Here is a 12,326-nt window from a genome sequence, read left to right as displayed (position 1 = left end):
TTCAGCTGAATCAAATATAAAAGTTGAAGTTCTGTATATAGGAGTAGCTAGTGCTCCGTATTGTTTGTCACCTACATGTCCGCCGTGTATTGCTTTAGTACCAAAACCCATATTTGCCATATGTTCTTTATTCATTTATATCTCCCCCTTAAATTTATTTATATCAATGTTATACATCTTAATTTTTATGTAATATTGTACAAGCAATCATCATGCCAACTTTTAGTTAAACATTAATAAAATTGAGGAATACATGATATATTCTAAAAAATAAAAACGTTTAAATATTGTTCTATTAAAATAGCAGAACAATATTTAAACGTTTTCGACCATATTATCTTTAAAAGTGTAAAAAAAACTTTACGAGTGTAAACTAAACTTTACATTGTATGTTGTATTTCTTAGTTTTGTTTACTATAGTTGTATGGGAAACACCTAAAGCCTTTGCTGCTTTACGAAAGCTTTTATGATTTTTTAATGCTTTTATTATAGCTTCTTTTTCACAAATTTCTACTATATTCTTTAATTTAAGATCTTTTTCAAGATTAAAATTAGGACTGCAAGTTTTAGTACCGCCGTTAAAATCTATAATTAAATGCTCTAATCTTAACATATCATCCCAACATAAGTTCATAGCTCTTTCTATAACATTTTGCAATTCTCTCACATTACCAGGCCAATTATATTCCATAAGTGCATTAATAAATGTTAATTCTGCTCCAGAAATTTTTTTGTTTAATCTCTTATTCAGCTTGTCTATAAAGAAAGTAACTAAGCTAGAGATATCTTCCAGTCTATCTCTTAGAGGAGGTATATATATAGGGATTACATTTAATCTGTAGTATAAATCCTCTCTAAATTCTTCTCTCTTAATCATTTCTTCTAAATTCCTATTAGTAGCTGCAATTATTCTAACGTCAACTTTTTCTTCTTTTGTACTTCCTATTTTTCGAATAACTCCTTCCTGTAAAACTCTTAGAAGTTTTGCTTGAAGTACCATAGAAAGCTCTCCAATCTCATCCAAGAATAGGGTTCCTTCATGAGCTTCTTTAAAAAGACCTTCTTTTCCAGCAGCATTTGCACCTGTGAAGCTTCCTTTTTCATAACCAAATAATTCACTTTCAATTAAATTATCTGGAAGTGCTGCACAGTTTATAGTAACAAAATTTTTATTTTTTCTATCACTTAAATTTTGTATGGCTTTGGCAAATAACTCCTTTCCAGTACCACTTTCACCTCTTAAAAGAACTGTAGAATTACTCTTAGCAACTGAAGCACATAATTTTTTTACTCGTTCCATTGATATGCAGTTGCCTATGAGTTCTTTGAAAGCACCTTGTTCAGTAGATGAAACTACATTAGCTATTTCTATAGCTTGTTCCATATCTTTAATTGAAGCAACTACTCCGATTGTGTTATTGTTATCATCTTTTACAGGTCTTCCAGTAGTTAAATAATGACTTTCACCTCGTTCGTTTTTTATATTGATTTCAACGTTGTCATATTTTTCACCGGTTTGCAGTAAAGTTACCATAGGAGCATTTATGTTTATGAAATTTTTTATACTAGTTCCAATAACTTCTTCTTTTTTACAATGAAATATTTTTTCACAGTAGCTATTGAATATTTCTATTTCCAGTTTATTGTTTATTGCCATTATTCCATCATCTACCGAATCGATAGTTGCAAGAAGCTTTCGTTCATTTTCCTCCTGCTGTAGAAGTTCTATTTCTTTAATACTGCTTACACCTTCTAAACTGGACAATGATTTTTTTAACAGTTCTTTAATATCGTCAGTCATACTCTCTATTTTAACACAAACCTTTTTGGGGAATACTTCTAATGAATGCAGATTTATGTTGAAATTATATAGTTTCTCTAATATATCTAATGTCATACCAATTCTGTCTTTTGTAAGTATTTCAAGCCTAATAAATTTTTTCATATTTATCACCCTTATTTTTTATTTGTGGTTCAACATAATTGTATATCTTTAAGTAGGATATGAATAATACTATTTTCAAGAGGATTCAATACCTTTATGAAAATACTAAGACTTACAACTATAATGTAATTAAAAAATTAAAACATAGATTTACTAAAAATAGAAATAATATCTAAATAATCTTTATACTCAATTATATACTGAGTTTAAATTTTTCAAAAGTCTATATTTTTTTAACAATAAATGTGGGCTTTTACTAATATATTCGTTGCATATTGAAGATAATACATATATAATAGTTAAGTTAAGTGTTCATAGAATAAAATTTGGAAGGAAGTAATTATGGGAAAAATTAAATTTGAAGAATTACCAATATCAAGTGATATCAAAAAAGCAGTTGCGGATATGGGATTTGAAGAACCATCTCCAATTCAAGAAAAAGCTATACCTGAAATATTAAATGGGAAAGATGTAACAGGGCAGGCGCAAACAGGAACTGGAAAAACAGCAGCCTTTGGTATTCCTGCTATAGACATGATAGAAACTGAAAATAAAAAGCTGCAAGTTGTAGTGTTATGTCCAACAAGAGAGCTGGCAATTCAAGCAGCACAAGAAATAAACAAACTTGCAAAATATAAAGAAGACTTAAATGTTTTAGCTGTCTATGGAGGGCAACCTATAGAACGTCAAATCAAGGCGTTAAAAAGAGGAGTTCAAATAATTATTGGTACTCCTGGGAGAGTTATAGATCATATAAATCGTAAAACATTAAAAATAAATGATGTAAAGATGGTTGTTTTAGATGAAGCAGATGAAATGCTGGATATGGGATTTAGAGAAGATATTGAAACTATTATAGAAGGTATGCCTGAAGAAAGACAAACAATTCTATTTTCAGCTACAATGCCAAAATCTATATTAGATTTAAGCAGAAAATATCAGAAAAACCCTGAACTTGTGAAGGTAGTGCATAAACAATTAACTGTTCCAAATATTGAACAGAAATATCTAGAAGTAAAAGAAAGTGCAAAACTTGAAGTTTTATCTAGACTTATTGATATGTGCAATCCAAAACTATCAGTAATATTCTGTAATACTAAAAAGAGGGTTGATGAGGTTGTTGGTCAACTTCAATCTAGAGGATACTTTGCTGACGGGCTTCATGGAGATATGAAGCAGCCACAAAGAGATAGAGTTATGGGTAAGTTTAGAAACGGTACTATAGAAATTCTAGTAGCAACAGATGTAGCTGCCAGGGGTATAGATGTAGACGATGTAGAGGCAGTATTCAATTATGATTTGCCTCAAGATGAAGAATATTATGTTCATAGAATAGGAAGAACAGGAAGAGCAGGAAGAACAGGAGCAGCATATACTTTTGTTGCAGGTAAAGCACTTCGTAAGCTTAAGGATATTGAAAGATATACAAAAACTAAAATAAAACGTCAAGAAGTTCCATCAGTTAGTGATGTAGAAGAGTTTAAAACAAGTATTTTCTTAGATAAAGTTAAGAATGTTATAGAAGAAGGTCATTTAGGAAAATACGTTGACTATGTAGAAAAATTACTTGACGAGGATTATGCATCTATTGATGTAGCAGCAGCTTTATTGAAAATGGCTATGGGCGAAGAAAAGAAAGAAGAGTTGGATATAGCAGATGAAATAGGCGAGACTGGTGCAGAAGCTGGAATGGTTAGATTGTTTATAAACATAGGACGTAATAACAAAATACAAGCAAAAGATGTTATTGGAGCTATAGCTGGAGAAACAGGAATAGCAGGTAAGTTAATTGGTAAAATAGACATATATGAGAAGTTTACTTTTGTTGAAGTACCAAAGGAATATGCAAAAGAAGTATTGGATATAATGAAAAACAATACAATAAAGGGCAAAAAAATAAATATAGAACCTGCTAATTCTAGATAAATTAGTATGTTTACTTAATAGAGACCTAAAAGGTCTCTATTTTCTTTTAATATTTACATGAAATTAAAATTATACATATATATATGCATAAATAGCATAAAATATAATGATATAGTAATATAAAGGTGCAATAAAAAATCGGGAAAACTATAAAATGGTTGAACAATGATTAGGAGTGGTGAATTATGATTATTGGAACTGCAAAAATTTATTTATATGCAAATTGGGTTCATTCACTCAAAGAGAAAAGAATGATTGTAAAAAGCATTATAGCAAAAGTTAAACACCGATATAATGTGTCAATTGCAGAAGTAGAAAATCAAGATTATCATAAATCCATAGTAATAGGAATTGCCTGTGTAAGCAATACATCAAGGCAAGCTAATACAGTTATACAAAATGTAGTAGATTATATAGAAGGAAATACGGAAGCGCTTATTGAGAAGATAGATATAGAAAAACTATAAGAATGCTGCATAGCAACATTCTTATAGTTTTTCTAAAGTTTTTACAATAAATAAAGTAGTTTCTGCTGATAAGTCTATTTGCCTTGGTTCAGTTAACTTATTTTCTTCTTCATCAAAGATTAAGTTTATGATAGGTCTTGAAGGAAAATCTTTGTTTTGTTTTAGTACTATTCCTGAAGCATTTGTATTAAGTCTTATAAAGGTTCCAGAAGGATAAGCAGCTATATTTCGAGTAAACACTTCTACTAATTTTTTATCAAATAAAGTACCGCTCATAGCTGTAATATATTCTAGTGCTTCATAAACCTCCAGTTTTTCTTTGTCGTAAAAGTCGGAGGTAAGATTATCAAAGGTATTACATATGGATACAAGTTTTACTGTTTCGTGCAGTTTATCCTCTGTAAGACCTAATGGATAGCCAGTTCCATTACAATTTTCATGATGCATAAGAATTACTGCTTTAGATACATAACTTATATCATATTTTTCATTTAAAATTTCATAACCATCTAGGGAATGATTTCTGAAAATAGACATTTCATCATCATTTAGTTTATCTATTTTAGATTTGTTTATAATATCTTCAGGAGTTAGAAGTTTTCCAAGATCATGAAGAAGAGCACCTACTGCCAGTTCTCTTAAATGGAGTTTGTTATAGCCTAAGTGAACACCCATAAGTGCAGATAAAGCACAGACATTAACAGAGTGTTCATATAGATATTGGTCTTTTGATTTTATATCTGAAATATTTATTATAACTTCTTCTCTTGAAAGTATGTCTTCAATTATATTGTCAACAGTTTTAATAATTTCACTAGAAGATGTATTGCTTTTGGTCATAAATTTATGAAATTCATTTTTAATAATAGTTTTGGTTTCTTGCCTTGTACGCTCTGAAATGAAATCCTCTAGAACTACTCCTTCTGAGAATTCATCATTTATGTAAACAGATGCTATGCCCATTTGGGTTAATCTCATTTTATAGCCTGGTTTTAGAGTTATGCCTGTTGCTAATAAAACTCTACCATAGCCATCATATATAGGTTTTGCCAAAGTTTCGGTACCTTGTATTTGTGAAACTGATATTTTTCTCATAACAATCAAATCTCCTTATATACTAAAGTCCACATTATGATGATTTGCTTTAATTATAAAATAGCATTTATTATAATAATATCATAGGATTAAGGGAATAAAAATAATTTATTATATGAATTCACATTGTTACATAATCTTAACAAGTATACATAATGTAATTATACATTATGTATGAAGAAAAATAAATGAATTTATCCATCACTAATAATTCTGATACTCCTATAAAATAGAATAACAATAATAGTACATATAATTAACTTTATTTTAAGGGTTGATTATATTTCAAATAATAATGTTTTAATAAATAAATCAGCCATTATTTCTTGACCCTTAGGAGTTGGATGGATGCCATCAATGTAAAGAACCTCTTCATTAACTTTATTCAAGTAATGTGTAAATTCTTTATAAAAGTCTATGTACATTATTTTATTTGAATTAGCAAAATCTACTACCCAGTTTCTATATTCATTAAGCTTTAGATTTATTTCATCATAGTTATCTCCGGATTGCCAATAAGCATTTGCTAAATGAGAAATTATTGGAGGTTGAATTCCTAAAATTACTTTCATTTTTTCTTTTTTAGCCTCCGTTATAAGTTCTCTAATATTTTCTTTAACATAATTTACTGAACAATTCATTAGAAAGTCATTTGTACCACCCATAATAAAGGCATATTCAGGATTGTTTAATACTACATCTTCGTAAAATCTAAAAATCATACCAGCAGTTGTGTCACCATTAATTCCTTTGTTAATAGCTTCCATAGTATTTCTATTATTAATAAGATGCAGCCAGTTTTCATATCTGCTAACTCCATATCCAAAAGTTAAACTATCACCTATACATACTATTTTCATTGTGTTAACCTCCATTTAAGCATATATATTATTATATCAATTTAAGTATATAACTTTATTTGGTGAAAAAATAGTTTTATGCGTTTTTTATGTGAAATTGACGAGTTTACAATAAAGGAATATACTGGGGTATATTGACTAGAGCAAAGAGGCTGACAATGATTTTCAAAGTGAAAAGCTGTTGCAAAATTTTAGATTATTAGTAAATGAAAATGATTTATTAAAAAAGTTTGACATATAGGTTTTTATTATGTAACATGGATACAAAGAGAAAATATTATAATGAAACAGGGGAGCTGATATATCGGCTGAGAGGAAATTATTAAATTTCGACCCTTATAACCTGAACTGGGTAATTCCGGCGGAGGGAGAATATAAGTTAAGCTTATATAATTTATGAGTTAGATTTGTATAAAGCAAATGTAAATCCCTTTATTCTGTTGAGAATAAAGGGATTATTTTAGTTCAATTACTTGATAAATAAATTGCAAAAGTAAGAAGAAATTTATTTGTGTATTATGGAAAAAGTAATAAAAAAGAATGGAGAGGGAACAATGAAAAACATTAATGTAAGTCTTCAAATCCTGCCAGTGGTAAAAGAAGAAAAAATTTATCCTGTGGTAGACAAGGTTATCGAATACATAGATTCTTGTGGAGTCAAGTATGAAGTAGGACCTATGGAAACTACAATGGAAGGTGATTTAGATGAACTTATGGAAATAGTAAAAAAAGCTCAAGATATTTGTGTAAAAGAAGGAGCAGCTAGAGTTGTATCCATTGTAAAAATAGATTATAAACCTGAAGGCGTGACTATGAATGAAAAAACATATAAGTATAAGAAATAAGATAATTCCTATATTGTTTCAAATAATTTTAATTATAATATGGCAGCTTATTGTAGATAAAGGTATGATAGAAAGATATACTCTTCCTTCACCAACAGATGTTGTTTCTACACTATTTAATATACTTCCTAATATAAAAGGACACATATACATTACGCTTAAGGAGTCGCTGGTAGGATTTGTAACTTCAGTTATTTTAGCTGTGGTTTTGGCTGTGCTGATGGATAATATCAAGGTAATTAGAAGGTCATTATATCCTATATTAGTTGTGTCACAAACTATACCAACTGTAGTATTGGCACCTTTATTTGGAATGTGGTTTGGATTTGGCATGCTTCCAAAGATAATTGTTGTAGTTTTAGTATGTTTTTTCCCAATATTAATCAGTCTTATGGATGGGCTAAATTCTGTGGATAATGATATGATTAATCTTTTAAAATCTATGGGTGCAACTAAGTTTCAAATATTTAAAATGGTAAAGTTTCCAGCTTCTTTAGTTAACTTTTTTTCAGGACTTAGAATTGCTGCCACTTATAGTGTTATGGGAGCAGTAATAGGAGAATGGGTAGGGTCTAACGCTGGGCTTGGTTTTTATATGATGAGAGTAAAACATTCCTTTGCTATGGATAAGGTTTTGGCTGTAGTTATAATTATAATTTTTTTAAGTATGGCTTTATTTGGGATATTATTTTTAGTTCAACACATATTAACACCATGGAATAGAAGAAATTAATGGAGGTAGTAAATTATGAAGAGAAAAATTTTATCAATGATTGCAGCAGTTACATTATCAACTGTATTATTTGCAGGCTGTAGTACTGGTGGAAATACAGCTAAAAAGGAAGGGGAAAAGGAATTAAAAAAGGTAACTGTAATACTTGATTGGGTTCCTAATACCAATCATACAGGACTTTATGTTGCAAAAGATAAAGGATATTATAAGGAAGAGGGACTTGATGTAAATATAATTCAGCCTTCAGAAGGTGGAGCAGCTGATTTGATTGCAGCTAAAAAAGGTGACTTTGGAATTAGTTATCAAGAAGAGGTAACTTATGCAAGAACAGCGGAAAAACCACTTCCTATAAAGGCTATTGCGACTGTTATCCAGCACAATACATCAGGTTTTGCATCACCAAAGGAAAAAAATATTACTTCACCAAAGGATTTTGAAGGTAAAACTTATGGGGGATGGGGTTCTCCATCAGAAGAGCAGGTATTGAAAGCTTTAATGGAAAAACAGGGAGCAGATTTCTCTAAGCTAAAAATGGTGGATGCAGGTTCAGATGATTTCTTTACAATTACTAAGAAAAATGTAGATTTTGAATGGATTTTTTATGGATGGACAGGAATAGAAGCAGAGCTTAAAGGTTTTCCTATTAACTATATAGATTTAGGTAAGTTAGATAAGAGAATGGATTATTATACTCCAATAATCATAGCAAATGAAGATACACTTAAAAATGATCCAGAGCTAGCAAAAAAATTCTTAAAGGCAACTAGTAAAGGATATGAGTACTGCATAGAAAATCCTGAAGATTCAGCTAAAATTTTATTAAAGGATGTACCGGAAATAGATGAAAAACTTGCAGTAGCTAGTCAAAAATACTTAGCAAAAGAATATAAAGCAGATGCTAAAAGATGGGGAGAAATGAAGGAAGAGGTTTGGAATAACTATACACAATTCCTTAATGAAAAGGGATTAATTTCTAAGCTTATGGATGTAAAAGAGGCTTTTACAAATGAATATTTGCCAGAATAATAAAAAGCTGAGAGTAGATAAAATAAAAAAGAATTTTAACAGCACTTCTGTTATTGAAGATGTAAGCTTTTATGTAAAAGAAAATGAATTTGTGAGTTTGCTTGGACCAAGTGGGAGTGGAAAGAGTACTATTTTCAATATAATTTCAGGGCTTTTAAAGCCAGATAGTGGTAAGGTTATAATTAACCAAGATGATTATACTGGAAAAACTGGTCAAGTAAGTTATATGTATCAGAAAGATTTACTTCTTCCGTGGAAAAAAATAATTGATAATGCAGCAATGCCTCTTGTCTTAAAAGGGGAAAAGAAGGATGCTGCAAGAGAAAAAGTGTCTAAATATTTTAAGACTTTTGGACTTGAAGGATTTGAAGAAAAATACCCTCATCAACTGTCAGGGGGAATGAAGCAAAGAGCGGCACTTCTTAGAACATATATGTTTTCTAAAGATATAATGCTTCTTGATGAGCCTTTCGGAGCTTTAGATGCAATAACCAGGAGTAAAATGCACTTTTGGCTTTTAGATGTAATAAAAAATCTAAACTCAACTGTGCTGTTTATAACTCACGATATTGAAGAGGCTATATTCCTATCAGATAGAATATATATTTTATCTGATAAGCCAGCAAGAATAAAAGAGGAAGTAGAAGTTAAGCTAGAAAATAGAACAAGTAAAGACATAGTTACAACAAAAGAATTTAATGATATTAAAAGAAAAATATTGAATGTACTATAAAAAGTATGCAGGAGTTAAATTCCTGCATACTTTAATTTTTAAACTGAATAATAAGATAATCATCATAGTGAGTAAATCCAAGAGAAGAATATGCACTTACGGCAGGAGTATTATTTTTAGTTACCATCAATGTAGGCATTTTATCTCTACCTAAAATTCTTCTACATATTTCAGATACTACAGCTTTACAGTAGCCTTTTCTACGATGTTCCTCAGAAGTATATACTCCACCTATTTGGTTAATGTCCTCAGTAAAAGTTTGAATATTAGCTTGAGCTACTATTTTTTTATCTTTAATTAGGAATAACCAATCTTCTTCTTCACTTTTTTCACACAACATTTTAGAAGCTTCTTCTGTATCAATTTTTCTAGCAAATCCTTTTAAGTTGGCTTCTTTAATAAAGGTAATAGCAGATTCTTTGTTTATATCGTTGGCATTTTTGATAACTGCATCTTCTAAAGAAAAAGAAACTTGGTGTCTTTTTTTTTAGTAATTTCATTGAAGTTTTCATAAAAATCCCCCTTACAAATAAAATAAAAAAAACCTACAGAATCACTTATATAAGGTGACTCCGTAGGATTAAAATTTGCTACGTGTAGGATACTATCCCTGTGCCGCTCGATAAAATCTAGACACACTCACTATTATTTAGGATATTAGCATATTAGTATTGTATTGTAAATAGTTTTTGTGAAAAAATGTTATATTATTATGATGATTCATATACTTGAAAATTATACAAAATAATTATTGACTTTATATTACAAATGAGTTATGATATGAGCACAACTGTTAAAATATTTAAAAGGAGGTAGAGTTATGAATAATAAAAATATGTTTCCAATGATTAAAACTGTATATATGATTAGCTTTGATAACTCTGCCATAAATATGATTTTATAACATAAAGTATGTCATTATGAATTAAATTGTAATATTTAGCCATGGGTTATTAAACCCATGGCTTTGTGTTTTTTATAATAATGTTAATTTGTAGGATTACATTGTATATCTTTGTTTAATTTGTTATAAAGCCGTGGATAAACCACGGATTTTTATATTTATAAAAATCTAAAAAGGAGGAGATTAAAAAAGATGATTAAAGCAGTAAAATTTACAAGCAGGGAAATTTTTGTGGGAAAAAGCAGTTCAAAATTAGAGGATAAATTACTATTAGGAGGTTATACGTATGTTCATGCCCGGAGTAAAAAATGAAATTTCTGATATAATTTTAAGTAAGGCTATTAATAAAGAAAGAAAATCATCACAGGATGGAATGGAGCTTTATTGCAGAATGGAGAAAATTAATGTACCCTATTTTTCACATCGTATGGAACATTATGCAGAAAAAGAAAAGAAAAAAGTTTTAATAAATAGAAATCCTTTAAAGGCATTAAATATAATGGCTTGTTTAGGGATAATAATTGGATTAGTATATTTTATAGAAAGTGCAATATAAATCTTAAATAGAAAAATCCTAATGAGAAGTTGATTCTCATTAGGATTTTTCTATTTATATTAAATGAAATTCTTACCTTTATCAGTAGTTGAAAACATATAATAAACTCATAAAGATAATCAACATAAGGACAAGCAATGCATAGTATGTATTAGATGTAAAAATAGTAATTGGCAGAATTGCTATTAAAGCTATCTTTACGTTTTACAGATCAAAGGGGGAAAATATAAATGGAAGATAATTACAAGCCGACCTGTTGTGGTAGAATAAAAGCAAAAACATTACCTTTATGTGATGGGGAAGATATTAAACCAAAAGGTATTTATGGTCCATTAGTAGCTAAAATACCAGTAGTTTTGGCTGAAAAAGATATTCAAATAGATGTTGAAGCAAAAATCGAATTTAAAGAACCATATTATGAAATTAAAAGAATAAAAAAAGATGTATTTCTAACTCAATGTAAGCTAATTGCTAGAGCAGGAAGAGGTCATTCTAATAAAAAAGTTAGAAATGGAAAATTGTTCTTAGAAGGATTTGTTAGAAAAAATATAGAGTATGCTACAGTATGTTGTGCTTCAGAGGACGCAGTATGTGGAGATATAAAGCATATGACAGTAGATGTTCCTTTCAGATGTGTAACTGAAGTTGAATATGATGTACCACCAATAATTTGTGTTAGAAAACCTGCATCAGAAATAGAGCTAATGTGCGGTAAACAGTGCTGTGATTGTGAAGATAAGATTATTGGAGCAATTGAATGTGAACAAAATTTTGAAGAAGTTATATGTTATACAGAAAAACCTTATTGTGAATTAGAAGAAGCTAGAATATATGAAGCAGATCTTCATAGAGATAAAGTATGTACTACTGACCCACACCCTTATAAAAAAATAATAGAAAAAATGGTTGTTTACCTTAGAATTAAAGTATTACAATTACAACAAGTAAATATAGATAAAAAAAATGGCTGCGAATGTATAGAATAATATTAAGAATGTTGCGAAGCAACATTCTTTTATTCCCCGTGCGTCCAGCTAAGCTGGACCATACTAGCTGGTGAAAGTCCAGTCAAGGTAATTGCCAAGAAGCCTTGTAGCCAACCACCAAGTGTAGTAGAAATATTGGGTTTGAAGCGTGGGGGTAAAGTAACCCGAAAGGGTGCGAGCGAGAATACAGGTCGTAACATAAAGTAAATTCTGCCGTATCGTTAAAAAGGACTGTGAAAGCAGGCAAAGA

Annotated in this window: 12 protein-coding genes, 1 pseudogene and 1 riboswitch; of the genes and pseudogenes, 8 read left to right on the top strand and 5 right to left on the bottom strand. The window is 29.7% G+C overall.

Annotation, left to right across the window (positions count from 1 at the left end; translation table 11 throughout):
* Both OIO11_RS12935 and OIO11_RS12930 read right to left on the bottom strand, forming a co-directional pair.
* Positions 1 to 135, bottom strand: a pseudogene (locus OIO11_RS12935) (methionine gamma-lyase); the annotation flags it as partial.
* Between the two features lie 238 nt (positions 136 to 373).
* Positions 374 to 1,945: a sigma 54-interacting transcriptional regulator gene (locus OIO11_RS12930; protein ID WP_268071864.1), complete on the bottom strand. Its 1,572-nt coding sequence runs from the start codon at positions 1,943 to 1,945 to the stop codon at positions 374 to 376.
* A 342-nt stretch (positions 1,946 to 2,287) separates the two neighbouring features.
* Here OIO11_RS12930 and OIO11_RS12925 point away from each other — a divergent pair, with 342 nt between their 5' ends.
* Positions 2,288 to 3,871 (top strand): DEAD/DEAH box helicase, encoded by a 1,584-nt coding sequence (locus OIO11_RS12925; protein ID WP_268071863.1) that lies wholly within the window; start codon positions 2,288 to 2,290, stop codon positions 3,869 to 3,871.
* Between the two features lie 185 nt (positions 3,872 to 4,056).
* The gene (locus OIO11_RS12920) at positions 4,057 to 4,338 is read left to right on the top strand and encodes a DUF503 domain-containing protein (protein ID WP_268071862.1); all 282 of its coding nucleotides are present in this window, start codon (positions 4,057 to 4,059) and stop codon (positions 4,336 to 4,338) included.
* A gap of 21 nt (positions 4,339 to 4,359) precedes the next feature.
* Here OIO11_RS12920 and OIO11_RS12915 read toward each other — a convergent pair whose 3' ends face one another.
* Together OIO11_RS12915 and OIO11_RS12910 are read right to left on the bottom strand one after the other, a co-directional pair.
* Positions 4,360 to 5,433 carry an HD-GYP domain-containing protein gene (locus OIO11_RS12915; protein WP_268071861.1) on the bottom strand — a complete coding sequence of 358 codons (1,074 nt, stop codon included), beginning with the start codon at positions 5,431 to 5,433 and terminating at the stop codon, positions 4,360 to 4,362.
* A gap of 278 nt (positions 5,434 to 5,711) precedes the next feature.
* Positions 5,712 to 6,293 (bottom strand): GDSL-type esterase/lipase family protein, encoded by a 582-nt coding sequence (locus tag OIO11_RS12910; protein ID WP_268071860.1) that lies wholly within the window; start codon positions 6,291 to 6,293, stop codon positions 5,712 to 5,714.
* Positions 6,294 to 6,572: 279 nt separating this feature from the next.
* A riboswitch (TPP riboswitch) is annotated at positions 6,573 to 6,680 on the top strand.
* A gap of 167 nt (positions 6,681 to 6,847) precedes the next feature.
* Here OIO11_RS12910 and OIO11_RS12905 point away from each other — a divergent pair.
* Genes OIO11_RS12905 through OIO11_RS12890 form a run of 4 tightly spaced genes read left to right on the top strand, consistent with a single transcriptional unit; the run spans position 6,848 to position 9,630 of the window.
* Positions 6,848 to 7,138: a thiamine-binding protein gene (locus OIO11_RS12905; protein ID WP_268071866.1), complete on the top strand. Its 291-nt coding sequence runs from the start codon at positions 6,848 to 6,850 to the stop codon at positions 7,136 to 7,138.
* On the top strand, positions 7,110 to 7,871 hold the full coding sequence (locus OIO11_RS12900) for an ABC transporter permease (RefSeq protein WP_268071859.1): 762 nt from the start codon (positions 7,110 to 7,112) through the stop codon (positions 7,869 to 7,871). The genes OIO11_RS12905 and OIO11_RS12900 overlap by 29 nt, the downstream gene beginning before the upstream one ends.
* Positions 7,872 to 7,883: 12 nt before the next feature.
* Positions 7,884 to 8,897, top strand: a complete 1,014-nt coding sequence (locus OIO11_RS12895) for an ABC transporter substrate-binding protein (protein ID WP_442781301.1) — start codon at positions 7,884 to 7,886, stop codon at positions 8,895 to 8,897.
* Positions 8,878 to 9,630: an ABC transporter ATP-binding protein gene (locus tag OIO11_RS12890; RefSeq protein ID WP_268071857.1), complete on the top strand. Its 753-nt coding sequence runs from the start codon at positions 8,878 to 8,880 to the stop codon at positions 9,628 to 9,630. Before OIO11_RS12895 ends, OIO11_RS12890 begins: the two co-directional genes overlap by 20 nt.
* A 31-nt stretch (positions 9,631 to 9,661) precedes the next feature.
* On the opposite strand, the gene OIO11_RS12885 is transcribed toward OIO11_RS12890, so the two are convergent.
* Positions 9,662 to 10,030 (bottom strand): GNAT family N-acetyltransferase, encoded by a 369-nt coding sequence (locus tag OIO11_RS12885; protein WP_268071865.1) that lies wholly within the window; start codon positions 10,028 to 10,030, stop codon positions 9,662 to 9,664.
* 796 nt (positions 10,031 to 10,826) lie between these two features.
* Here OIO11_RS12885 and OIO11_RS12880 point away from each other — a divergent pair.
* Together OIO11_RS12880 and OIO11_RS12875 are read left to right on the top strand one after the other, a co-directional pair.
* Entirely contained in the window at positions 10,827 to 11,090 is a 264-nt protein-coding gene (locus OIO11_RS12880) for a hypothetical protein (protein WP_268071856.1), read from the top strand.
* Positions 11,091 to 11,320: 230 nt separating this feature from the next.
* A complete protein-coding gene (locus OIO11_RS12875; RefSeq protein ID WP_268071855.1) occupies positions 11,321 to 12,076 on the top strand; it encodes a CsxC family protein in 756 nt (251 codons plus the stop codon).
* Positions 12,077 to 12,326 lie beyond the last annotated feature (250 nt).

The sequence above is a fragment of the Clostridium sp. ZS2-4 genome (assembly GCF_026719745.1).
GTDB lineage: Bacteria > Bacillota > Clostridia > Clostridiales > Clostridiaceae > Clostridium_H.
Note: the sequence above shows the minus strand (reverse complement) of the source record. Positions and strands in the feature narration are given on the sequence as shown.

Bases quoted from the DNA above. Each gene is read 5' to 3' on its own strand.
- OIO11_RS12930 (WP_268071864.1), bottom strand. From the start codon at position 1,945: ATGAAAAAATTTATTAGGCTTGAAATACTTACAAAAGACAGAATTGGT.
- OIO11_RS12925 (WP_268071863.1), top strand. From the start codon at position 2,288: ATGGGAAAAATTAAATTTGAAGAATTACCAATATCAAGTGATATCAAA.
- OIO11_RS12920 (WP_268071862.1), top strand. From the start codon at position 4,057: ATGATTATTGGAACTGCAAAAATTTATTTATATGCAAATTGGGTTCAT.
- OIO11_RS12915 (WP_268071861.1), bottom strand. From the start codon at position 5,433: ATGAGAAAAATATCAGTTTCACAAATACAAGGTACCGAAACTTTGGCA.
- OIO11_RS12910 (WP_268071860.1), bottom strand. From the start codon at position 6,293: ATGAAAATAGTATGTATAGGTGATAGTTTAACTTTTGGATATGGAGTT.
- OIO11_RS12905 (WP_268071866.1), top strand. From the start codon at position 6,848: ATGAAAAACATTAATGTAAGTCTTCAAATCCTGCCAGTGGTAAAAGAA.
- OIO11_RS12900 (WP_268071859.1), top strand. From the start codon at position 7,110: ATGAAAAAACATATAAGTATAAGAAATAAGATAATTCCTATATTGTTT.
- OIO11_RS12890 (WP_268071857.1), top strand. From the start codon at position 8,878: ATGAATATTTGCCAGAATAATAAAAAGCTGAGAGTAGATAAAATAAAA.
- OIO11_RS12880 (WP_268071856.1), top strand. From the start codon at position 10,827: ATGCCCGGAGTAAAAAATGAAATTTCTGATATAATTTTAAGTAAGGCT.
- OIO11_RS12875 (WP_268071855.1), top strand. From the start codon at position 11,321: ATGGAAGATAATTACAAGCCGACCTGTTGTGGTAGAATAAAAGCAAAA.